Source organism: Janthinobacterium sp. B9-8, assembly GCF_000969645.2.
Classification (GTDB): domain Bacteria; phylum Pseudomonadota; class Gammaproteobacteria; order Burkholderiales; family Chitinibacteraceae; genus Iodobacter.
Genome location: NZ_CP014222.1, coordinates 4,438,866 through 4,462,255 on the forward strand (window position 1 = coordinate 4,438,866; position 23,390 = coordinate 4,462,255).

A 23,390-nucleotide genomic window follows, 5' to 3' on the forward strand; every position below is an offset into this window, starting at 1 on the left:
ATCTTTTTAGTGCCTTCGGCACGTTGATTTAGGTGCGGGCGTCCTGCTGGACCTTCCTTTCTTGTGTGGCCAAGAAACGAAGCCAAGCACAACCCCAAAAACACGAAGGCTCCTTTTGCGGTCCAATCGAGTCGGCGGCGGCGGGATTGGCTCGTTCCTCGCTCCGGCGTGTTTCAAGGGGGCTTTAAAGCCCTATGCAGAGAGCGTGGTTATTGTGTTTTTTCGCTGTTTTCTAATGAAAAAAAAATTGGTTAGCGCACATGGGGTGAAATACGCCATATTTTGGCATGAAATGCTACGAAGAACGGCGGGTTTCACCCGCCCTACAAAATAAGCCTTAGCTCTGATGCAACTGCTGCAATAGCTCACGCAGGCACTGGCTGTCTTCTGCAATTAGCATTTGCTCTACCAGTGGCGTAATTCTGTGCATTTCGCCGGTTAGGATTTCTTGTTTTACTTTAAGCAGCTGAATCGGCAGCATAGAGAAGCGCCTTAGCCCAAGGCCCAGCAGCAGCCGGGTAAGAGCTGGGTCACCTGCCATTTCTCCGCACATCGATACCGGTTTGCCCATGCGATTTGCCGTGCTGATAACATGATGCAGCAGCTGAATCACAGCGGGATGCAGCGGGTCATAAAGGTGTGAAACAGCATCGTCGTTGCGATCGACAGCCAGCGTGTACTGGATTAAATCGTTGGTGCCAATTGAAATAAAATCAAGGTGGGCTAAAAACTGGGCGACCTGCACCGCTGCCGCAGGCACTTCAATCATGCCGCCTAGCTCGATATTTTCATCAAAAGCCACACCGGCCTCCGCGAGTTGCGCCTTGGCTTCTTCCAGATGCTTACGTGTTTGTCGTACTTCACCCACATAAGAGAGCATGGGCAGCAGCAGTTTGATCTTGCCATAGGCTGACGCACGCAATAGGGCACGCAGCTGGGTGCGGAACATTTGCGGCTCGGCCATGCAGAGACGAATACCGGTGAGGCCTAGCGCTGGATTAGGGGTTTCACGTTCCTGTTGCCATCTGGGGATTTTATCTTTGCCTAAATCGACAGTGCGGATAATCACCGGCTGGCCTTTCATGGCCTCAGCAACTTGCTTGTAGGCGAGAAATTGTTCTTCTTCGGTGGGTAAATCAGATTCGGATAAAAATAAGAATTCAGAGCGAAATAAGCCGACGCCTGTTGCGCCGTTTTCGATCGACAATTTACAGTCGTCAGGCACTTCAATATTGGCAAACAGTTCGATCACTTCACCGTCTTTGGTGATCGGCTGTTTGGTGCGGATATCTTGCAGCGCTTTTTGTTTTTTGAGCCAATCGCGTTGACGGTGGCGGTATTCTTTAAGGATGATTTCATCAGGATCAACGATGACTACGCCGTTAATCCCATCGACAATAATCAGCTCGTCTTCACGAATCAGCTCGCGGGCGTGGCGCAGGGCCAGCACCGATGGCAGATCTAAGCTGCGGGCTAAAATCGCGGTGTGTGAGGTGGGGCCGCCCACATCGGTAATAAATGCGAGGTATTCGGTGTCTTTAAATAACACCATATCGGCGGGGCTAAGATCGTGCGCCACCAAAATACAGTTTGGGGCAATTTCGGCCAGCGGGTGCGAGTGGTTTTCGTGGCCAGCCAGTGTTTTAAATACTCGCTCCACCACTTGAATTACATCGGTGCGGCGCTCGCGCAGGTATTCGTCTTCGATCTCATCAAATTGTGCCAGTAGCACTTCAAGCTGTAGCTTAAGCGCCCATTCGGCATTGCAATGCTGCTGTTCGATCAAATTGCGCGGCTCTTTGGAGAGCATATGATCGTTAAGCAGCATGATATGTAGGGATAAAAAGGCACCCAGCTCGGCTGGGGCATTTTCGGGGATACTACCCCAAAGCATTTCTAAGGATTTGCGGGTAACGCGGATGGCGTCATCAAAGCGGGCCAGTTCGGCGGGGATATCAGCGGCGGATAGTTGATAGTGAGCAATTTCGATATCGGCATGCGATATAAGGTGAGCTTGCCCGATTGCAATCCCACCCCCAATGCCAATCCCTTGTAGCGTAATGCTCATAAACCTTCCTTTTATGCCACCGTGCCGGTGATCGCGGTCGTTATTTTAAATACAAAACTGATCTGACCTATTCGTGATATTGCGTAGCGCCCGATGGCGCTGCGCGGTATTTGCCATTTGATGCCGGGGCTAAGCCCCGGCGGCTAAAATATATAAAAGTACCGACTGTTTATATATCTATAAGTGGCTAAAAGTTAAAGCATTTTGACAACAGTGGCTGCTTATTCGCCTTCACCAAATTTATCGGCAATCAGGGCTGAAATCGCGCCCATTGCGGTATCCGCATCGGGGCCGTTGTCAGTTTCTAGCAGAATTTTGCTGCCTTTGCCTGCTGCCAGCATCATCACACCCATGATCGATTTGGCATTAACCCGCTTTTGATTGCGGCTTAGCCAGACTTCGCATTGAAACTGGCTGGCAAGTTGGGTGAGCTTGCTGGATGCACGGGCATGTAAGCCCAGTTTGTTAACAATTTCTACTTCACTTATTGGCATATTACTTATTCCTGAGCGCTGCTGGGCAGCATGTAGAGAACACCCTCTAAACCGCCTGTAATTGCTTTGCTGACGACGACTTCAAGTGCTTGGTGGCTATAGCTCAGCGTTCTGACTAGCATCGGTAAGTTAACGCCTGCAATGGCTTCTACCTTGCCAGCAACAACTAAACGCTGGGCCACATTAGAAGGCGTACCGCCGTAAATATCTGTGAGCAATAACACACCAGAGCCATCGTCCAGCTTATTAATCATTTCGCTGGCGCGCCGAACCACTTCGTCGGGCTCATCCGCTTTGCTGACTGATAGTTGCAGCAAATTGGGCAGCTCCCGCGCCATAATATGTTGAGCACACGAGACTAAGGCTTCGCCTAAAGACACGTGTGTCACGATGATAATACCAACCATACCTTATTTACCTTAGCGGGTGTAAGTTTGATGTTATTAATTAACAAGAAAGCATCGTTCTATAAATATACCGCTTTTGCTAGCTAACGTAAGCGGTAAATATGCACCGGCGGTTTGAGCCAAGTCAGACGGCGTTGTAAATCTGCGGTGACATAGACACTGCCATCATTACCTACGATGAGTACATCTTGCAATCCAAAACGCTTGGCATGACGTAGTGTATTTCCTATGCCATCAATAAAAATAGGCTTGGTGGCTGCATCAGAGATTGCGCCTGCTTCCAAGCTTGGCGGTGCAATCACGGTTGCCGCTTCCATGGTTGTGGCGGGCTGGCCAGTGCGCGGGTCGATTAAATGCGAGTAGCGTTTGCCTGCGACTTCAAAAAAACGCTGGTAATCGCCCGATGTGCCAATGGCTTCACCGTCCCGTAAAGCAATCGTTGCCATTGCCTGCGGCTCTCTGGGGTGTTGTATGCCTACAATCCACGGTGTTTGATCTTTTTTGCCCAGTGCCAATACATTGCCGCCAATATTAATCAGCGCATTATTTACCCGGTATTTGCGTAAATACGTTGCGGCTCTATCTAGTGCCCAACCTTTGGCAAAGCCGCCAGTATCGATTTGCACTGCCGGATTACTGCTACTAACCGTGGTGGCGTCAAAAGTGAGATCGCTCATCCTTGGCTGGCTGGCGAGCAAATCGGCAATGGTCTCGCTCTTGGGTAAAACAGCGGCATAAGTGTCTTTATGAAAGCCCCAAGCTTCAACTAGGTGGCCCATAGCTGGATTAAACAGCTGCTCAGACTGATCTGCATACTTATTGGCTTGCTTAAGCAGCGCTGCGGTTTCGGTATCGATCAGAGCCGCTTCACCCTTGGCAAAGCTGGTGTTAATCCGGGTGATTTCGGAAGGCTGCCAGGGGTGCAGGCGGGTATGGATGCGATCTAAATCGGCGAACACCGCCGCCGCATGCTTTTGGGCTACATCTTCGGGTAAGCCCCAAATAGAGATCTGTACCCGCGTACCAAATACATAGCTTTCTTGCTGATAAAGCGGTGCCTTGCTGCAAGCGCTGAGCAGTAGTACCGCCATAAGCAAGACAAAGCGCTTCATTCTACCGAGTGCTTTTCTAAAGCATCAATAAATAATCCTGCAACGTTAATGCCAGATTGCGCAGTGATTTCGGTAAAGCAAGTCGGGCTAGTAACATTCACCTCGGTGAGATTTTCGCCAATCACATCCAGCCCCACCAGCAGCAAGCCAAGGGCTGCCAGTTGTGGCCCAAGTGCCTCGGCAATTTCTCTGTCTCTGGCGGTTAATGGCCTTGCTACGCCGCTGCCGCCTGCCGCCAGATTACCGCGTGTTTCGCCAGCCTTGGGAATGCGCGCTAGGCACCAGTCCACTGGCTTGCCATCGATCAGCAGAATGCGCTTATCACCTTCTTTAATCGCCGCAATATAGCGCTGCGCCATGATGGAAACTGTGCCATTGGCTGTTAGCGTTTCGATAATCGAGCCTACATTCGGATCGGTTTTTGTAAGGCGGAAAATCCCTGCGCCGCCCATGCCATCGAGGGGCTTCAAAATAATATCGCCATGCTCAGCTAAAAATTCACGGATATCGGACTCTTGCTGGCTGACCAAAGTAGGGGCAGTGAACTGAGGAAACTTTAAAATCGCCAGTTTTTCATTAAAGTCGCGCAGCGCCTGGCCACGGTTAAATACTTTTGCACCCTGCGCTTCGGCCAGCGTAAACAATTGAGTGGCGTAAAAATACTGCTGATCAAACGGCGGATCTTTACGCATGATCACGGCATCGAAGTCTTTCAGCGCTGTAATCGCGGTATCGCCTTGGGTATACCAATCGTGGCCGCTTTGGGTGTCGGTAAAGTGCAATTGGGCGGCCTGTGCTTCGACCATGCCGTCTTTAACTCGCAGGTTTTCCGCGCCGCAAGTAAACAACAAATGCCCCCGCAAATCCGCTTCACGCATCATGGCGTAGCTAGTGTCTTTGTAAATTTTTAAGCTGGCAAGCGGATCAAGCACGACAAGGATTTTCATAGCGGCCCATTTCAATATTGAGGAAAAACGAAAAAAGTCTGTAGACACAAAGCCCACGGAGAAAAGCGAAAACGAGCTTAATACAAAGAAAATCTACATGCTTTCGTAGGAAGAAAGGATGGTGGTGGCGAACCCATTACACTCATAAATAGTTGCCGATAAGAATGATTTAGCCCCACATTTTTTAGCTTTCTCATCGGCTTTCTCTCTTTTGCCCTTCTCCGTGTTCTCTGTGTCCTAAGATTTTTTTGACCTACATTTTAAATTTTTAAAGCTTATTCCAGCTCTAAAGACCCAGCCAATAAGGCCAGTCTTGCCACAACGCCGTAGGAGTAGAAACGGTTTGCTTCGCAACCTGGCGAGCCGTCGCAATCGGGGGTGGAGAGTGGCGATGCAAAGGCTAGCGGTACAAAGTGTGCGCCAGGTGCGTTTAGGTTTTCGTCGATACCGCGCCCTGTATGCACGCGGTAAAAGCCGCCAATCACAAAGCGATCCAGCATATAAACCACAGGCTCGGCCACGGCTGCGTTGATTTGCTCGAACGTTGGCACGCCTTCTTGAACGATCACATCGCGTACTTCCACGCCTTCTTTAATCACGCTCATTTTATTGCGCTGCTTGCGGTTTAAACCCAGCAATTCTTCCCCTGATTTCACGCTCATAATGCCCATGCCGTAAGTGCCGGCGTTGGCTTTCACGATCACAAAAGGCACTTGATCAATGCCGTGTTGCTCGTACTTGATGCGGATTTTTTCAATCATCGTATCGACGGTGGCGGCCAGCTCGTCCTCACCCGCACGGGAATGAAAATCCAGCCCGTCTACGTGTTCAAAGTAAGGATTAATTACCCAAGGATCGATATCAATCAGTGCAGCAAACTCGGCTACGACTTTATCGTAGGCGGTGAAATGCTGGGTTTTACGCCGCACCGCCCAGCCTGCATTAAGCGGCGGCAGTAGCGTTTGCTCGATATCTTGCAAGATGGCCGGAATACCTGACGATAAATCATTATTGAGTAAGACCACGCAAGGATCGAACCCTGCAATGCTGACACGTTTACCGTTGCGCACTATCGGCTCTAGCGTAATTTTGCCGCCATCTGGCAAATCAAGTGTAGTGCTGGTCGTGATTTCTGGATTCATGCTGCCCAAACGCACCACCAAGCCCGCTTGGCGCAAGATTTTGGCTAGCGCGGCGACGTTTTGCAGATAAAAAGTATTACGGGTGTGGTTTTCCGGAATCAGCAACACGCGGCGCGCATCAGGGCAATAGCCTTCCAACGCAATCATGGTGGCCTGCACCGCCAGCGGGTGAAACTCCGGATTCAGATTATTAAAGCCGCCCGGGAATAAATTCATATCAACCGGAGCCAGCTTATAGCCTGCATTACGCAAATCAACCGAGCCATAAAACGGCGGCGTGTGCTCCTGCCACTGATTTCGAAACCAATGCTCGATTTCAGGCTGGGCGGCCAAAATCTTACGTTCCAAATCCAACAATGGGCCTGTGAGTGCAGTGGTCAGATGTGGGACGCTCATTTTGAAACCTCGGACTTATGGTTAGGGGCCGCAAGCATTGAACGTTCCAGATCCAGCAGCGGGCCTGTGAGTGCAGTAGTCAGATGTGGAACGCTCATTTTGGGGTATTCCTTAGTAGATTCATGCAGGGCATATGCGGGCAAAGGGCGCTGGATTCAACTCCGGGCGGCTGCTAATTCGCTTGCCTGCTGTTTATGCTTGGTTTTTCAGGCCGGAAAAACAGACTTCTAACATTGATTTGACGATGGTTTCGTGATCCAGCTTGCTGTAAAGCTGTAAGTATTCCACGGCCGGATCGCAGGTTCTGGCGTAATAGGCAAATAAAATCACATCAACAGGCAGGGCAGGGTTGAGCTGGCCTTGTTTTTGAGCTTGCTGAACGATGGCTTCTATCTTGCCATTTAATTTCAACACTCTCATGACGTATTTTAGGTTGCGCGTCAGCATCTCGCGCACATGCGTGCTGGTTGAGGGCAGAAAAGGCATGCCGCCTTCTAGTCTGATTCTTAAAGCCCAAGCAAGTAAGTCTTTTAGCTGCTGGATTGGGCTTAGTCCTGCGGGCATCGCTTCTAGATAATCGAGCGCGCCATCAATCAGGCGAATCATCGCCGCACCGACCAAATCTTCCTTAGATTTAAAGTGCTTATAGAGGCTGGGTTTAGAAATGCCTACTTCCTGGGCAACGTCGTCCATGGTCATCAAGTCAAAGCCCTTGCTGGCCAGTATGGCGGTGGTTGCATCGAGGATCGCCGTTTCGCGCAGCTTAAAGGCCTGATCTTTGAAGCTTAATTTGCTTAAAATACTCATTGGTAATTAAAGTTACTCTGTGGTAGATTTAATTGCATGGTGGTTTAGTTGCCATATTAGCCGCTGATGGCAGCAATGGATAGTCTCAACTTTTGTGATCCGCATTCAGATAAGGAATAAAACGTGGCTCAGCAAGCAGCTTCTTCTTCCAGACAAAAAATTGCCGTGATTGGTGCAGGCATCTCTGGCCTTGCCAGCGCGTATCTGCTTAATCGCAAGCACGATGTTTGCCTGTTTGAGGCGGGGGATTATCTGGGAGGCCACAGCAATACAGTCGATGTATCTATCAACGGCCAGAGCCATCCGGTTGATACCGGCTTTTTGGTGCTGAACGATAAAACTTATCCAAATTTAATTGCGCTACTGGCCGAGCTAAATGTGGCCACCTACAGCACCGATATGTCGTTTGGCGTGTCGATGGACGATGGGCAGTTGGAATGGGCGGGCACCGATCTCGCCAGTGTCTTTGCTCAGCAACGCAATCTATGGTCGCCGCGTTTTTGGGGCATGCTGAAAGATATTCTGCGCTTTAATAAAGCCGCCCACGCTAATTTGGCGCGGGTGGGCAATAGCGGCGAAACCCTAGGCCAGTTGCTGGATGCGGGCGGCTATGGCCAGCTATTTAGAGAAGGCTATTTGCTGCCGATGGCTGCAGCAATTTGGTCTAGCTCGCCGAGTGATATTTTACGTTTCCCTGCACTTACCTTTTTACGCTTTTGTATTAACCACGCCTTATTGCAAGTGAATGACCGGCCAAAATGGCAGACCGTGCAGGGCGGCTCGCGCAGCTATGTGCAGCGCATTGCGGCCACTCTGCCGGATATTCGCCTTAATACGCCCGTGTTGGCTGTGCGCCGCGATGTGAGCGGTGTGCGGGTTTTAAGTGCCAGCGGCGAATCACGTTTTGATGCCGTGGTGCTTGCGGGTCACGCACCCGACACCTTAAGTATTCTGGAGGACGCTAGCCCAGCTGAGCAAAAGCTCCTAGCAGCGGTGCGCTATCAGCCCAATACCGCTTATTTGCATCTTGATGAGCGGCAATTACCCCAAAACAAAAAAGTATGGTCAGCCTGGAACTATCTTGGCGGCGCGGCGGTTGATGGGCAACGCCCGGTATGCGTGAGCTATTTACTGAATCAATTGCAAAATCTGCCGTTTGAGCATCCGGTGATCGTGACGCTGAATCCTTTTAAAAAACCAGATTTAGTGATTGCACAGTTTGAATACCAGCACCCGATTTTGGATCAGGCCGCGATTGATGCTCAGCTGCGTTTACCGCAACTACAGGGCCGCAACCGTACATGGTTTGCCGGCGCATGGACGGGTTATGGATTTCATGAAGATGGCTTGAAATCGGCACTACGCGTGGCTGCTGATTTTGATGTACTGCCCGCATGGGCGCAGCTCTGATGCGTGCCGCATATTTATTAATCGGGCAGGTGATGCACGAGCGGCTTAGGCCGGTGCAAAACCGCTTTGTTTATCCGGTGTTTTGCCTGCGGCTGAATCTGGCCCGGCTGGGCGAGCTGAATAACCGCTGGTTTGGCGTTAACTGCTGGCGGCCTTTATCGATAGCCACGCGTGATTATGGCGCCAGAGATGGCTCTGATTTGCAAGGCTGGATGCGTAGCCTGCTCAAAGACGCTGCCATCGAGGCTGATGGCGAAATCTGGTTGCAAACTTTTCCCAGAATCTTTGGCTATGCCTTTAACCCGGTGAATTTCTGGTTTTGCCACGATAAAAATGGCGGCTTAAGAGCCGTGCTGGCCGAAGTAAACAACACCTTTGGCGAGCACCATCGCTATTTATTACAAGCTGCAGGCGGCGGGGTGATTCTGGCCGATAACGATTTACACAGCATTAAAGCGCTGCATGTTTCTCCTTTTTGCCCTGTGGCAGGCCATTACCAGTTTTCTTTTAAAAATTCGCCAGACAGCGCCTTTGTGGCGATTGATTATTTTGATCAGCAAGGCCTGCTGATTAAAACCGCGATTGCAGGCCGGCGCCTCTCGTTTACCCCCACGAATTTACGGCGTGCTTTGCTGGCTCAGCCCTTTTTAACGCTGGGCGTGGTCGCCAAAATTCATTGGCAGGCACTGCGTCTTTGGCTAAAGCGTGTGCCGTTTTACCGCAAGCCACAGCCCCCCTTGCACCCTGTTAGCCATTCTCTTCATTTGCGACGTTCAAAGGAAAGCCAATCATGAGCCAAGCGCGCACCTTGTCTGCATTACCCGCTGCCACGCCAGCTGCGGCTCGATTATTTATTCAAGTATTGCAGCGTTTGCAATATGGGCATTTGCAGCTGATTACGCCCGATGGCAGCCGTCTTACTTTTGGTGATTTACACACGCCGCCCAGTGCCGTGCTGCATATCCATGATTGGCGTGCTTGCGGGCGGATTATCAAGGCGGGTGATATTGGTTTTGCAGAAAGCTACGCAGCAGGCTGGCTGGATACGCCTGATTTAACCGCCTTGCTGCGGCTGGCTTTAAAAAACGAAGCAGCGCTGGAGCGTTTTGTATTTGGCGGCAAGCTGGCCACGCTTTGGTATCGGCTAAAGCACTGGCTGCGCCCTAATACCCGCGAGGGCAGTAAACGCAATATCCACGCGCATTACGATATCGGCAATGATTTTTACCAGCTGTGGCTAGATAAAAGTTGGACGTATTCCAGCGCTATTTTTGCAGGTAATTTTAGCCAGAGCTTAGAAAGTGCCCAAGCTGCTAAATACCAGAGAATTATCGACACGCTGGCTTTAAAAGCGGGCGATAAAGTGTTGGAAATTGGTTGCGGCTGGGGAGGCTTTGCCGAGCATGCCGCCCGCTGCGGCGTTGAAGTGCACGGCATTACCATTTCAGAGGCTCAGCTAGCTGTGGCCCAAGCGCGCAATCAAGGCAATAACGCCAAACTTTGGCTCTGTGATTACCGCGATTTAAATGAGCAATACGATGCGATTGTGTCGATCGAGATGTTTGAAGCCGTGGGCGAGCGCTTCTGGCCCAGCTATTTTAATCAGCTGCAGCAATGCTTAAAACCGGGGGCAAAAGCGCTGGTACAAAGTATCACCATTGATGATGCGCGTTTTGAAAACTATCGCGCCAATACGGATTTTATCCAGCAGTATATTTTCCCCGGTGGCATGTTACCCAGCCCGGAGCGCTTTGTGGCTAAAGCGGCAGAGGCTGGCCTTAAGGCTCTCGATCAATACCATTTTGGCGCGGACTATGCCGAAACACTGCGTCGCTGGAGCCAGGCTTTTAGCGCGTGTGAAGACGCCATTTCGGCGCAAGGCTTTGATGATTCATTCCGGCGTATCTGGCGGCTTTATTACGCCTATTGCGAAGCAGGCTTTGATGAGGGGCGGACCGATGTGGTGCAGTTCTTATTACAAAAAACTCGCTAGTGCACTGCTGTTGATGACGCTGGCCAGCGGCACATTTGCCGCCAGCTGGCGGGAAGAGCTGCCTGCAGCTACGCCGCTTGGATCGGGCGAATTCCGCTGGTTGGGTTTTAGGATATATACCGCCCGCTTATGGAGCGAGCAGCGCCCCTTTGCAGCCAGTGCGCCCTTTGCGCTTGAGCTGACTTATCACCGCAGCATTAGCCGCGAGCGTTTTGTCAGCAGCAGCCTTGATGAAATCAAGCGTTTATCCGGAACGCAATACAGCAAGGCGCAGCTGGCTCGCTGGCAGGCCGAAATGGAGCGCGCGTTTAGTGATGTAGAAATCGGCGATCAGCTGATTGGTGTGTATTTGCCCGGTGTGGGTTGCCGTTTTTATGGCAAGAAGGGCTTGAATGCCGAAGTGGCCGATGTCGAATTCGCCAAAGCCTTTTTCGCCATCTGGTTGGATGAGCGCAGTAAAGACAGCAATCTGCGCTCGCAATTATTGGGGCAAAAGTGAAGCCCGCGCTGGCCTATGGCCTGCTGGGCTTGCCGCTGGCGATGGCGGCCTTACCGGTTTATGTACACGCACCGGCCTATTACGCTGGGCAACTGGGAATGGCCTTATCCACCACGGGTTTGGTGTTGTTTCTGGCAAGATTGGTGGACACCGTCCAAGACCCGTGGCTAGGGCATCTCATTGATTTAAAGGCAGGGCGCTTGCACGGCTGGATGCTCGCTGCTGGCCTGTTACTGGCGATTTCTTTTGCCGGTTTGTGGTTGCCACCGGTGCAAGGCACTGCACTCATTGCATGGCTGGCGGTGATGCTGATTGTCATTTACACCGCGCATAGCATGCTGAATATCGCCTATCTGGCGTGGGGAGCAAGGCTGGGGAATGAGGCTGCACTGCTCAATGCGGCTGCTTGGCGCGAAGGTGCAGGGCTGATTGGCGTGGTGCTGGCAAGCATAGTGCCGGGATATTTGATGAACGGGCAGCAGGTGGAGCAAGGCATGGCTTGGTATGCCCTAGCGTTTACCCTATTACTGGCTGCGGGCATCGTAGCGCTGCTGTATCGGGCCTTGCCTTGGCTGGGCGGGGGCGAAAAGCAATCTTGGCGTGAGCCGCTGGCCAATCCGGCATTTAAGCGCATATTACTGCCATATTTTTTAAACGCAGTTTCGGTGGCGATTCCAGCCACGCTGGCGCTGTTTTATATCCGCGATCGTATTGAGGCCCCGCAATTATCGGGTGCGTTTTTGGCCGCTTATTTTGTGGCGGCGGCTCTGGGCCTGCCATTGTGGGTAAGGCTAGCCACAAAAATAGGCACGGCAAAGGCGTGGCGTTTGGGCATGATTTTAGCCGTCATCGCTTTTGTGGGAGCTGCTTTACTCAGTGCAGGTGACGTGGTGGCCTATGCACTGGTGTGTATCTTGGCCGGTCTGGCACTTGGGGCTGATTTAGCCCTGCCACCGGTGTTATTGGCTGGCTTGATTTCACCTCAGCATTCAGCCGCCAGCTATTACGGCATTTGGACACTACTGGGCAAGTTGGCCCTCGCCCTCTCTGGCCTCGCCTTGCCCTTACTCGCTTTGGGTGGCTATCAGCCGGGAGTGACGGGGCTGGGCGGATTAAGCCTTGCGCTGACTTATGCAGCCTTACCCTGCGCGATTAAATTGCTGGCAATGTGGCGTTTAAATTTGGTGATTGCTGCTACGCAATGGAAACCCAAATCTTGAACCACGGAGTGCACAGAGGACACGGAGTTTCACGGAGGAAACCTATTTGGGCTGTGGAGTTTGAGTTGAATCAATCTCAGCACAGGGATTTGGATAACGCTCCCAGCAGGGTAATGCCGTTCACTTAAGGGAATAGTTTTTCGTAGGGCGGGTGAAACCCGCCAGACTTTGGCATGAAATACGATGAAAACGGCGGGTTTCACCCGCCCTACGATGATTCAACGCTTGTTATGGCGCGGCTTATTACTAAGTTGACAGGATTGCCCCTAGCCCCCCTTTTACAAAGGGGGAAACTCAAGCAAAACCGCTTCAGTGAACGGCATTGCCCCAGCACGGGGCTTTCGCTAAGTAAAGTCAGTGAGTTATCCGGCAGCAAGACTATCTAAAAGGGTCCACATCATGAAATCCCTGTTAATTATGTTTTGCTTTCTGCTCAGTGCTTGCGCCGGGCCGGATGTGCGCCATTACCAGCAGCAGCAGCCTGCCTTAGATTTAGTGCAGTTTTTTAGCGGCCAGACAGAAGCATGGGGCACGTTTCAAAAGCGTGATGGTGAAGTGGTCAAGCGTTTTCATGTGCTGCTGACTGGCACTCAGCAAGGGGATCGCTTTGTGCTGGATGAAGATTTTACTTATAGCGATGGCAGTAAGCAAAAACGCGTTTGGACTTTACGCCAGCAAGCGGGTGGCCGGTGGACGGGCACAGCGGATGATATTAAAGGCGAGGCGCAAGGGCAGATTGCAGGCAATGCGCTGAACTGGAAATACACCATGCTGCTGCCGGTAGATGGCTCGGTTTATGAAGTGCAGTTTGATGACTGGATGTTTTTAATTGATCAGAAAACCATGATAAACCGCGCCAGCATGAGCAAATTTGGCTGGCAGCTGGGTGAAGTTACGCTGTTTTTCCGCAAAAAGGATTAGCCATGTTTGCCAGCCTTAATCCACCAATCAGGCAATGGCGCGAGCAGCGTGTATGGCTGATTGGCGCTTCCAGCGGCATTGGTGCGGCGCTGGCCCGTGATTTAATCGGCAAAGGCGCGCGCGTGGCTTTAAGCTCGCGCAGCGAAAGCCGGCTGCAGCAAGTGGCCGCGGCCAGCGAGCAGGTGCAGATTATCCCCTTTGATGTGGCCGATGCAGCCGCCTGGCCCGGCGCTTTTCAGCAGATACAAAGCGCATGGGAAGGGGTTGATCTGGTGGTGTTTTGCGCCGCTGATTACCGGCCCGAGCGCAGCTGGGAAGTCAAAGCCGCACAGGTAGAGCGCACACTGGCGGTGAATTTAGCCAGCGTTTACTTTGGGCTTGAAACCATACTGCCCGATTTACTCGCCAGGCAAGCCGGCAGCGTAGCGGTGATTGCCAGCGTGGCAGGCTATATGGGCTTGCCTAATGCTTCTGTTTACGGCCCGAGCAAAGCTGCGCTGATTAACCTAGCCGAGCTACTCTATGCCGATCTGCACCCGCGTGGCCTTGGCGTGTATCTGATTAATCCGGGCTTTGTAAAAACCGAGCTAACGGCAAAAAATAAATTCAGCATGCCCGCCCTGCAAACACCGGAGCAGGCCGCCAGCGCTATTTTGCAAGGCATGGAGCAAGGCCGTTTTGAAATCCACTTCCCCCGCCGCTTTACACTGGCGATGAAATGCCTACAAAGATTGCCCTATCGCTGGCGTTTTTCCTTGCTGCAGCGATTGGTGTGATCTCGCAATATCAGCTCATCTTATTGAAGGTAAGTCATGCTACTTGATGAAATGTTGAAATGGTACGAGGCAATCAGCCCGCAAAATCTACATGAGATCGAGCGTTTTTATAGCGCAGATGCGTGGTTTAAAGACCCGTTTAATGAAGTGAATGGCGCGGTGGATATCCGCCGTATCTTTGCCCATATGTTTGAAACCACACAAAAGCCCCGCTTTGTGATGAGAGATCGCGTATTGCAGGGCGAAATGGTGTTTATTACATGGGATTTCGTCTTTGGGCTGCAAGGCAAGGCGTACAGCGTGCACGGCGCATCGCACCTTAAATTAAACGCACAGGGCCAAGTTTGTTATCACCGCGATTATTGGGATGCGGCCGAAGAGTTGTTTCAGAAGCTGCCGGTAATCGGTATGCCTATACGCTGGTTGCGGCGGCAGTTTGCTTTGAAAGATTTAAGGTAAAAGAATGCAGGGTAGGCTTGCTTAATTTTTTATGCTGCTGTCAAAAACGGTTATATTCATGTTCATTGCAGCCCGTGAGTGAACTTGAAATGGCCATAAAGTGGATCGTGATTGCGTTTTGTACGCTGCTAGTGGGAAACTCGCTGGCTGAGTCTTCATCCAAGAGCTACCGCGGTGGTTTTTCTTCTTCTCGTAGCAGCAAACCCGCGCCGAGCAAGCCCGCTGCGCCGCAAAATACCGGCCGTAGTGAATCTAAAAATACTTCTTTTGGGACTTTCGGCAGCTCTAAAAAAACCGATACTCAAACAGCGCCTAGCCAGTCTGCATCAAACAAAAGCATGAGCCGTGCAGCTGAAAAAAATAAAGCTTTAAATACCATGAATGAGCGAGAGGCAAGGGCGCGGCAGTCGGCCTCGAGTATTTACCTGCCTAAGCCAACGCAGCAAGTTCAGCGTGGCAACGACCCTTATAAGCAGCCACCTGTGAGCTATCCAAATCGTGATCGTTCTTTAGGCGAATCTATGGCTGGATCAGTGCTGGGCAGCATGTTGGGCAATTCGATCAGCAATTCTAATCGCCAGCAGGGGCAGGTACAGAATCAATCTACGGCTGAAGATCCGGAATCGTCTTCGGGCTGGCTGGGTGTTTTTTTCTTTAGCGTGATTGTGTTTGTGATTGCTTTTTTGATCTTGGCTTTTTTCTTAAGAAAAAAAGCTAAGCCTCAAAATTACTCCTTAGGGGATGGTTAATATGGGCTGGAAAGATGTTTTTACATATGGCTCTAAATTATTAGGCAAAGAAGAAGAGCGCCAAGATGCGGGCTTGCCACTGGGGGCCAGAATTGGCAGCCTGATTACTTTGCAAATGTCGCCTTTTATACGCGCCAATGCTAATGGCTCGGTGATTGAAGCGCCTGCAAATTTAAGTATGCTGATTCAAGCGGTAAGCCGGGTAAAAATCAATTTATCTGGCCATTTATATCGCCTCTATATTGAAACTGGCAATGATGAAACGCCTGAGAAATTTGTGCAGGTCTTTCAAAACCAAGCCGGTGTAGTAGAAGAAATCATGTATTGCACGCGCTTAACCCGTATTTTCCCGGCTAGCGCTGAGGATCAAGAGGCTTTTACCGGCGAAGCGGGCTATGGTTTGGGTTGCCAGAGCTATGCCTTGGCGCGCGAGCAGTTTGTGGAGCTGGGCTACGGTGATAGCAGAATCGAGGAGATCTTTGGCGAGCAGGAGCAGCTGGAATATCAGCGTGATGCAGGCAGCGCAGAGGCTGAGTTTGTCTCTCCTTTTACTGGCTCGGAAGTGCGGATTGATGATGCGATGGGGGTGAAGGGCCTAAGCCAGAAAATATACTTTATGCCCTATGTACGCCAATTAGCCAGCGGCTCAGAATACCTATTAATTAGTACAGAAGTAGTGACAAGCGAAGATGGCGATTATTCAAAACGCGCCATTCACGTTGATTTTATGATTGGTTTACCTTTAGAGCTGGAACGAATCACCGTGCAGTAATTGCTGGATGTAGGTTGGTGCTGAGCTTGCGAAGCCCAACATTTACGCGAAAGTCATTTTCTAAATAAAGGAAATAATATGTCTTCAGGTTGGAATTTAACGGCTCGTTTAGTTGCAAAACATTTTAGTGCGCTCGGGGACAAAATCTCTGGCGTGATCGCTAATTTTGATCCTGAAACCGCGACTGAAGCAGATCGCGATCAGCTGCGCAGTATTTTGCAAGATTCAGCCCAAAAGCTGGCAAAGGCCAGAGCCGATTTTGCTAAAGAGCAAAAAGATGTGGTGGATTTAAAAGCACTGATTGCCACCGATGAACGAGCTTTAGAAACGCTGGGCGCGCGGTTGGCAGCAGGTACGATTTCCGAAACCACCGTTACTATTTTTTGCGATGAGCTGGAAGCCAATAAAGGCCGCGTGGCACAAGAAGAACAAGAAGCTGCGGATGCCCGCGAATTTATGGGCGAGTTTGAAGAGATCGTGAAGCAGCTCTCGCAACAATTGGCTGATTTTGATGCCGCAGCTAAAAAAGCCCTACAAGCCTTGGCCGCAGCCGAGGCGCAAAAAGATTTGCAGGCGGCGCGTCAGGCGCGGCAAGAGCAGCTGGCTGGTTTTAAAGGTGTGTCAAATCAATCCAACGCACTGAGCGCTTTAACTCGCCGTGCCGAGCAAATGAGCAATGAAGCGGCAGGTATGAAAATTGTGACCGATATCGGCCAAAAGCCGCTTGATCAGGCGGCTGAAATTGCAGCGATCAGAAGATCAGTAACTGAAGTGGGTAGTGGCGAAACGGCTTTGCAACGCTTGCAGCGTTTGTCGGGCAAAGCTTAAGGCTTCGCTTCAATGAGGGTGAAAAAAGTGAACGGCAACGTTCACTTTTTGCTGCCGTTCCTATTTTTTTAAACGGAGGCTAATAGGTTTAAATAGCATCTTGGGGGCCGCCGGGCTTGGTGTTTAATTCATGGGCAAATACAGGCAAGCCAAAGTAGTTTCCTTGAAAGGCCACACAGCCGATAACGGATAGAAAATCTCGCTGGCCCGCTGTTTCTACGCCTTCAGCAATCACTTTTAGCCCCAGGCTATGGCCTAGCACAATAATCGCACGGGCAATAATGGCGTCGCTTGGATCGGACAAAATATCCTGTACAAAGGATTGATCGATTTTGAGTTGGTCTAGCGGCAGCTGTTTTAGATTAGATAGGGACGAGTAGCCGGTGCCAAAGTCGTCGAGCGAAAAGCGCACGCCTTGTTTTTTTAATACATTCATTTTTTTAATGATGTCTGCTATATCGCTGACCAGCATGCTTTCGGTTAGCTCAAGCTTAAGCCGGCGCGGGTTTACGCCCGTTTTTTGTATGGCGTTGCTGATCTGTTCAACAAAGCTGGCTTGGGCAAATTGCAGGGCGCTCACATTTACCGCCATGCTCCATCCGTTGGTATCAGGATCTTTGGCCCATTCTCGTAACTGAGCACAGGCGGTTTCCAGTACCCATTGTCCTAGCGGTAAAATCAGCCCGGTTTCTTCGGCCAGTGGGATAAATTCTACAGGGGGCACTAAGCCTCTTTGTGGGTGCTTCCAGCGCACCAAGGCTTCAGCGCCCGTGGTTTCGTCATTCTCATCAACTTGAATCTGGTATTGCAAAACGAATTCTTGCTCGGTAAAGCCCCGGCGCAGGTCTTTAACCAATTCATCATGAGCGACGGCTGCGGCCTGCATGACGGGGTCAAAAAAGCGGACAGTATTGCGGCCAGCACTTTTGGCCTGATACATGGCAACGTCTGCTTTTTTGAGCAGTTCTTCCATGCTTTCATGTTCTTCCATAAATAAAACAATGCCAATACTGGGCGTGCTGGAGTAAACGTGCTCGTTAAGGGAATAGGGAAGCGCCAATGTTTCCATAATCTTGCTGGCGATTAATTCAGTTTGCGTAACGGCTTCATGCGCGTGGTTACTTAAGGCTTCGAGTAGAACCACAAATTCATCGCCGCCGAGCCTAGCAACGCTATCACTTTCCCGTACGCATTCGAGCAGCCTAGCCGCTACTTGCTGTAGTAAGAGATCGCCAAGATCATGGCCTAGGTTGTCATTGAGCTGTTTAAAGTAATCTAAATCCAAAAACATCAGCGCGCCATGTTGATTGCTGCGGGAGGCAGTGATTCTGGCTTGCTTGAGGCGATCTGCCAGTAAACGGCGATTGGCTAAGCCGGTTAGCGGATCATAAAAAGCGAGGCGGCGAATTTCTTGCTCGTCTTTGCGGTGTTGGGTGATATCACGCACTAGCCCGATAAACGTGGTTTTATCGGCATGGGTGATTTTAGAAACCGACAGGCTCATTGGGAAATGCGAGCCGTCTTTACGCTGTCCTTCCACCTCTCGCAGCAGGCCGATAATGCGGGCCTCTCCGGTGTGATGATAGTGCTGCAGATAGGCATCATGATGGCTGCGGTGCGGCTCTGGCATCAGCATAGAAATATTGTGCCCGATCACCTCTGCACTGCTGTAGCCAAAGATGGCGCTGGCTGTTTTACTAAATGATTCGATTTTGCCGTATAAATTAATTGTGATAACGGCATCCACCATATTGTCCAGGATGGTCTGCGTATGTAGCGCGGCTTCATTGCGGATGGCTTCACTGTACTGCCAGGCATCGAGCATTTGATTAAATTGCCTGGCAACCGCTTCGATCTCAACAGGGCCATCAATGCTTGCTCTGGCCAAGGTATCGCCTTTTTCGATTTTGGCGGCTGTTTCTGAGAGTGTGCTAATTGGCCTGATGATCGCACTGCTGATACGCCAGGCAAGCAGCAGTGCAAAGATCAGAGAGCTAAAGCCAATGCCAAGGCTGCGCCAGAGAGTTTGCTTGTATTCGGCAAAAACAATGCTCTGCGGAATGCCTGCAAATACTCGCCATTGGGTATTAGGAATCGCCATAAAAGCATTGAGACGGGAGGCGCCGTCTGAGTCGCTGAACACAACAAAGCCTTCTGCTTTTGTGATCGAAGTGGCCGCAGCAGGGGCCGCTTTACCAATAAAAGCGGCGGCTTGATGAGAGCGCAGTACCACGGCTTTATTTTTGCCGATAACAGTCACAACGGCATTTTCCGGTACAGAGCTAAATAAATCATCGCTTAGCTTGAGCAGATCCATCGGCAAGGCCAGCAGGCCAATAAGTGTGCCCTGATCGCTAAAGATCGGCTGTGCTAATACCGATATCCAGCGGCCAGAAGAGCTGCCTATATTGGCATCGCTAACGGTAAAACGCTGGTGTTTTAGCGTTTCGATAAACCAAGCAAATTGCCCTATTTGACTAGGGGGCGGCGGGTGAGCCAGAAAAGAGCAAATGGCTTTAGCCTGGCGATCGCGCACAGCAAGCGTGGTGTACTCAGGATAAAGCTGGATGAATTCTGTAAGGATAGGATCGCAATGTTGGGGGTCAAGCGCTTTGACCTGCGGCCTGCTCGCGATACGAGCCAGCGTTGTATTTGACTTTTGTAAGCGCTTAGCAATATCTGCTGCGGTATTATTTGCCACGATTCTGACTTTCTCGTAGGCTTTTTTTTCTACATGCTGTAAATCATGAATTAAAAACCACGCCAATATCCCAACAAAGGGCAAGGCAATGGCCAACGTCAGCAAAAATAACTGAGCGCGAATAGAAAGGCGTTGAAAAGAGAACGTCATCATAGCGTGTTCTTGATGGTCTGGATAAAGCCTGTGGGCTGAGAATAGTGATCACTGAACGGCAGCTTTATTCGGATAAGTAATGCTCAGTGTTTGAAAAAAGAGGCTTTTATATTAAGCCGTAAAGTGGGTGTTTCTTAGATAAAACGTTGTTCATTAAGGGGCTTGTATTTAAAAAACCTATTGGCTATTTCAATATAAATCAATATTTCATTAAATACTTTGATTTCTGACGCGCCGCTCTTGCTCTGTTTTGAATAGACCAACCTTGCCGTTACTTAGGGCGTTTTTGTCTCTTGCTTAGCAAGGTGGAGCCACTTTAGAGCAAGCGCTGGCGGGCAGGCGTGATTTGGGCGATTTGCCAGTTCAAATGGTTTTATTTCATGCAAAGCAGCCGCGTAAATACGCTCTTTGCCCAAACGTCCGGATGCCCTGACGTGATAAACTCGCGCACGTCTTTTAACACACCCTTCTCTTTGGAATTCGGCATGACGATAGTCACCCGCAAACAGCAAGAAAGCCTACAAGAAAGCTTGCAACAGGTAGTACGCCTGTTGGATAGGCATCGTCTGGTTGAAGACATGGTGCATCGTCAGGATATGGCCAAGCACGAGCTGGTAGAGCAGCTGGTGCATAAGCAGAATCTAGTTGAGTTGCAAAAGAAGCTGGCGAGTTTGCACCCTGCCGACGTGGCGCATATCTTAGAGGCCTTGCCTTTATTTGATCGTTTGCTGGTATGGGAGTTGGTGAAGTCTGAGCATGACGGTGAGATCTTGTTGGAAGTATCCGATGCAGTGCGTGAATCGCTGCTGGCCGATATGGAAAACTATGAAATTATCGCCGCTGCCGAGCATTTAGATGCCGACGAGCTGGCTGATTTGGTGCCGGATTTATCCAATGAAGTGCGTTCTGAATTATTGGGCGGCTTGGATGATGAAGAGCGGGCGCAGCTGCAATCGGCGCTCTCTTATACCGATGATGAAGTCGGCTCCTTAATGGATTTTGAAATGGTGACCATCAGAGATGATGTCACCTTAGAAGTGGTGCTGCGCTATTTACGCCGCTTTGACGAGCTGCCTAATCACACCGATAAATTATTTGTGGTTGATCACGAGCAAATGCTTAAAGGCGTGCTGGCGATCAATCATCTGCTGGTTTCCGATCCTGATTTAACGGTGCACGACGCGATGGCCACCGATGTAGTGACTTTTCGCGGGCATGATGATGCAGGGGATGCGGCACAGGCGTTTGAGCGTTATGACTTAGTCTCGGCTCCTGTGGTTGATTCCAATCACAAGGTGATCGGCCGTCTGACGGTGGATATGATGGTGGACGTGATTCGTGAAGAATCCGACGCTGAAGTTTTGTCGCTAGCGGGTTTGAAAGAAGAAGACCTATTTTCCAGCGTGTGGAAATCCGCTAAAAACCGCTGGCCTTGGCTGGCGGTAAATATTTGTACCGCCTTTATCGCCAGCCGCGTGATTGGCGCTTTTGAAGAAACCATTACCCATTTAGTGGCGCTGGCCGCATTGATGCCGATTGTGTCGGGCATTGGCGGCAATACCGGTACGCAAACCATTACCCTGATTATTCGCGGCCTGGCCTTGGGCCAAATTAATCCCAGTAATTCAGGGCGTTTAATTGGTAAAGAGCTGGTGATTGCGCTGCTAAATGGCTTGGTATGGGGCACGGTGCTGGGCTTTATTGCATGGCTCTTGTATCGCCAAGTTTCGCTGGGCGTGGTGATGATGGCGGCGATGATGCTGAATTTACTCGTGGCTGCCTTGGTTGGGATTTTAGTGCCGCTGACGATGCAAAAGTTAGGACGAGATCCTGCTTATGGTTCATCGGTATTGCTGACCGCCACGACAGATTCAATGGGATTCTTTATTTTCCTCGGGTTGGCATCGATATTTTTGATGTGATGTAGGCAAACCCAATCCTATCAACTTAAACGAAATGCCAATCGTAGGGCGGGTGCAATCAGCGAGCTGTGCCGAACCATACGTGGGTTTCACCCAGCCTACGATAGGCACCACCACGGCGTTTATATCAGGAATGTAAATGAGCCTTTCTAAAATACAGGAAAAATTGGCCGTACTGCGGGCAATCCTCAGGTGGCTCTTGCTGGCCGTGCTGGTTGGTATTCTTGCGGGTACGGCGTCGGCGTTTTTTTTGTTTTCTTTAGAATGGGCCACGGCGCAACGTTTAGCTAACCCTTGGCTACTGGCGGGTTTACCCTTGGCGGGGGCGATGGTTGGCTGGTTTTATTGGCGCTTTGGTAAACAGGTTGAGGCAGGCAATAATCTGCTGATTGATGAGATTAATGATCCGCAAAAAATCATTCCACTTCGCATGGCGCCTTTGGTGTTAGGCGGCACGGTGGTTTCGCATTTATTTGGCGCATCGGTGGGGCGCGAAGGCACGGCGGTGCAAATGGGCGCGGCGCTGGCCGATCAGCTCACCCGACTCTTCCGGTTAAAAAATGGTGACCGGCGCTTACTCCTAATGGCGGGGATTAGCGCGGGTTTTGCCTCCGTTTTTGGTACTCCCTTGGCGGGCGCTATTTTTGGCTTTGAAGTGCTAGCAATTGGCCGCATGCGAGTCGATGCTATCTGGCCCTGTCTTGTTGCAGCGGTGGTGGCCGATCAGATCGGCATCTTGTGGGGTGTGCAGCATACGCATTATTTAATTGGGGCGATTCCCGCCATTAGCCTTTGGGTATTGGGCGCAGTCTTGCTGGCCGGCGCTATTTTTGGCGTGGTGGCACGTAGCTTTGCCAATGCCACCCATCTGCTTGCCACTGGTATGAAAAAGCTCATCCATTACCCGCCACTACGCCCCTTCGTAGGTGGTCTTGTAATCGCCTTGGCGGCTTGGTTTTTAGGCGCAGAGCGTTATCTGGGCTTGGGCATCCCCACGATTGTGGAATCCTTTCAGCATCCTATGGCTCAGTACGATTTTGCCGCGAAGTTTGCTTTTACCGTGGCCTCATTGGGGAGTGGTTTTAAGGGCGGTGAAGTCACCCCCTTATTTTATATTGGCGCGACTTTAGGCAATGTATTAGCTCCTGTTTTGAATCTGAATTTTGCCTTTTTAGCCGGCCTAGGTTTTGTTGCGGTATTCGCCGGAGCCGCCAATACGCCGATTGCCTCTACCCTGATGGCGATGGAAATGTTTGGTGCTGAAATCGGCGTTTATGCAGCATTAGCCTGCGTGGTGAGCTATTTATTCTCTGGGCACACAGGAATTTATCGCTCGCAACGCATTGTGCACGGTAAATACCGGGTTGTTCCTGAAGGCATTAAACTCAGTGAAATAGCGGCTTATCGTGCTTTAAAAAAGTGATCAAATTAAATAACTGATGTTACCTAGCGAAAACTCAGATATTGAAACACTTCGATCCCAGAGAACACGGAGTTTCCCGGAGAAAGCTATGTTTTTTTCCGTGGCCCTCCGTATTCTGCTTTTCCTCCGCGGTTTAAGATTTGGGTTTCATGCTGGGGTGGAGCTTTCGCTACTGTGCACTAATTAACATC

At 50.6% G+C, this 23,390-nt stretch carries 21 protein-coding genes; 13 read left to right on the forward strand and 8 right to left on the reverse strand.

Annotated elements, in window-relative coordinates; genetic code table 11:
- Nucleotides 1-337 precede the first annotated feature (337 nt).
- The 7 genes from ptsP to VN23_RS19980 all read right to left on the reverse strand — a co-directional run bounded on the left by ptsP (nt 338) and on the right by VN23_RS19980 (nt 7,373).
- Nucleotides 338-2,068 carry a phosphoenolpyruvate--protein phosphotransferase gene (ptsP, locus tag VN23_RS19950; RefSeq protein ID WP_046350510.1) on the reverse strand — a complete coding sequence of 577 codons (1,731 nt, stop codon included), beginning with the start codon at nt 2,066-2,068 and terminating at the stop codon, nt 338-340.
- A 221-nt stretch (nt 2,069-2,289) separates the two neighbouring features.
- Complete coding sequence (locus tag VN23_RS19955; protein ID WP_046350509.1) at nt 2,290-2,562, reverse strand: HPr family phosphocarrier protein; 273 nt, start codon at nt 2,560-2,562, stop codon at nt 2,290-2,292.
- Between the two features lie 5 nt (nt 2,563-2,567).
- Nucleotides 2,568-2,969 carry a PTS sugar transporter subunit IIA gene (locus VN23_RS19960; protein WP_046350508.1) on the reverse strand — a complete coding sequence of 134 codons (402 nt, stop codon included), beginning with the start codon at nt 2,967-2,969 and terminating at the stop codon, nt 2,568-2,570.
- 83 nt (nt 2,970-3,052) lie between these two features.
- Complete coding sequence (locus VN23_RS19965) at nt 3,053-4,081, reverse strand: FAD:protein FMN transferase (protein WP_197432971.1); 1,029 nt, start codon at nt 4,079-4,081, stop codon at nt 3,053-3,055.
- Nucleotides 4,078-5,028 carry a glutathione synthase gene (gshB, locus tag VN23_RS19970; RefSeq protein ID WP_046350507.1) on the reverse strand — a complete coding sequence of 317 codons (951 nt, stop codon included), beginning with the start codon at nt 5,026-5,028 and terminating at the stop codon, nt 4,078-4,080. The genes VN23_RS19965 and gshB overlap by 4 nt, the downstream gene beginning before the upstream one ends.
- 275 nt (nt 5,029-5,303) lie before the next feature.
- The gene (gshA, locus tag VN23_RS19975; protein WP_046350506.1) at nt 5,304-6,566 is read right to left on the reverse strand and encodes a glutamate--cysteine ligase; all 1,263 of its coding nucleotides are present in this window, start codon (nt 6,564-6,566) and stop codon (nt 5,304-5,306) included.
- Nucleotides 6,567-6,758: 192 nt separating this feature from the next.
- Nucleotides 6,759-7,373 (reverse strand): TetR/AcrR family transcriptional regulator, encoded by a 615-nt coding sequence (locus VN23_RS19980; RefSeq protein ID WP_046350505.1) that lies wholly within the window; start codon nt 7,371-7,373, stop codon nt 6,759-6,761.
- A 123-nt stretch (nt 7,374-7,496) separates the two neighbouring features.
- On the opposite strand from VN23_RS19980, the gene VN23_RS19985 reads away from it, so the two are divergent.
- The 11 genes from VN23_RS19985 to VN23_RS20035 all read left to right on the forward strand — a co-directional run bounded on the left by VN23_RS19985 (nt 7,497) and on the right by VN23_RS20035 (nt 17,000).
- Nucleotides 7,497-8,783 (forward strand): NAD(P)/FAD-dependent oxidoreductase, encoded by a 1,287-nt coding sequence (locus VN23_RS19985; protein ID WP_046350504.1) that lies wholly within the window; start codon nt 7,497-7,499, stop codon nt 8,781-8,783.
- On the forward strand, nt 8,783-9,577 hold the full coding sequence (locus VN23_RS19990; RefSeq protein WP_046350503.1) for a DUF1365 domain-containing protein: 795 nt from the start codon (nt 8,783-8,785) through the stop codon (nt 9,575-9,577). The genes VN23_RS19985 and VN23_RS19990 overlap by 1 nt, the downstream gene beginning before the upstream one ends.
- Nucleotides 9,574-10,776, forward strand: a complete 1,203-nt coding sequence (locus tag VN23_RS19995) for an SAM-dependent methyltransferase (RefSeq protein WP_046350502.1) — start codon at nt 9,574-9,576, stop codon at nt 10,774-10,776. Before VN23_RS19990 ends, VN23_RS19995 begins: the two co-directional genes overlap by 4 nt.
- The gene (locus tag VN23_RS20000) at nt 10,742-11,275 is read left to right on the forward strand and encodes a chalcone isomerase family protein (protein WP_046350501.1); all 534 of its coding nucleotides are present in this window, start codon (nt 10,742-10,744) and stop codon (nt 11,273-11,275) included. Before VN23_RS19995 ends, VN23_RS20000 begins: the two co-directional genes overlap by 35 nt.
- On the forward strand, nt 11,272-12,495 hold the full coding sequence (locus VN23_RS20005) for an MFS transporter (RefSeq protein ID WP_231743315.1): 1,224 nt from the start codon (nt 11,272-11,274) through the stop codon (nt 12,493-12,495). The genes VN23_RS20000 and VN23_RS20005 overlap by 4 nt, the downstream gene beginning before the upstream one ends.
- 399 nt (nt 12,496-12,894) lie before the next feature.
- A complete protein-coding gene (locus tag VN23_RS20010) occupies nt 12,895-13,416 on the forward strand; it encodes a DUF3833 domain-containing protein (RefSeq protein WP_197432972.1) in 522 nt (173 codons plus the stop codon).
- 2 nt (nt 13,417-13,418) lie between these two features.
- Nucleotides 13,419-14,192: an SDR family NAD(P)-dependent oxidoreductase gene (locus tag VN23_RS20015; protein ID WP_046350500.1), complete on the forward strand. Its 774-nt coding sequence runs from the start codon at nt 13,419-13,421 to the stop codon at nt 14,190-14,192.
- Nucleotides 14,193-14,228: 36 nt separating this feature from the next.
- Nucleotides 14,229-14,651: a nuclear transport factor 2 family protein gene (locus tag VN23_RS20020; protein WP_046350499.1), complete on the forward strand. Its 423-nt coding sequence runs from the start codon at nt 14,229-14,231 to the stop codon at nt 14,649-14,651.
- Between the two features lie 89 nt (nt 14,652-14,740).
- A complete protein-coding gene (locus VN23_RS20025; protein WP_046350498.1) occupies nt 14,741-15,400 on the forward strand; it encodes a hypothetical protein in 660 nt (219 codons plus the stop codon).
- Between the two features lies 1 nt (nt 15,401).
- Nucleotides 15,402-16,172, forward strand: coding sequence for a DUF2491 family protein (locus tag VN23_RS20030; protein ID WP_046350497.1), 771 nt, complete (start codon nt 15,402-15,404; stop codon nt 16,170-16,172).
- A 78-nt stretch (nt 16,173-16,250) separates the two neighbouring features.
- Nucleotides 16,251-17,000, forward strand: coding sequence for a hypothetical protein (locus VN23_RS20035; RefSeq protein ID WP_046350496.1), 750 nt, complete (start codon nt 16,251-16,253; stop codon nt 16,998-17,000).
- An 88-nt stretch (nt 17,001-17,088) separates the two neighbouring features.
- Here VN23_RS20035 and VN23_RS20040 read toward each other — a convergent pair whose 3' ends face one another.
- Nucleotides 17,089-19,854 carry a bifunctional diguanylate cyclase/phosphodiesterase gene (locus VN23_RS20040; protein ID WP_052746427.1) on the reverse strand — a complete coding sequence of 922 codons (2,766 nt, stop codon included), beginning with the start codon at nt 19,852-19,854 and terminating at the stop codon, nt 17,089-17,091.
- 485 nt (nt 19,855-20,339) lie between these two features.
- Between VN23_RS20040 and mgtE the strand changes: the two genes are divergently transcribed.
- Nucleotides 20,340-21,776, forward strand: coding sequence for a magnesium transporter (mgtE, locus tag VN23_RS20045; RefSeq protein WP_046350495.1), 1,437 nt, complete (start codon nt 20,340-20,342; stop codon nt 21,774-21,776).
- A 139-nt stretch (nt 21,777-21,915) separates the two neighbouring features.
- On the forward strand, nt 21,916-23,199 hold the full coding sequence (locus tag VN23_RS20050; RefSeq protein ID WP_046350494.1) for a voltage-gated chloride channel family protein: 1,284 nt from the start codon (nt 21,916-21,918) through the stop codon (nt 23,197-23,199).
- Nucleotides 23,200-23,390 lie beyond the last annotated feature (191 nt).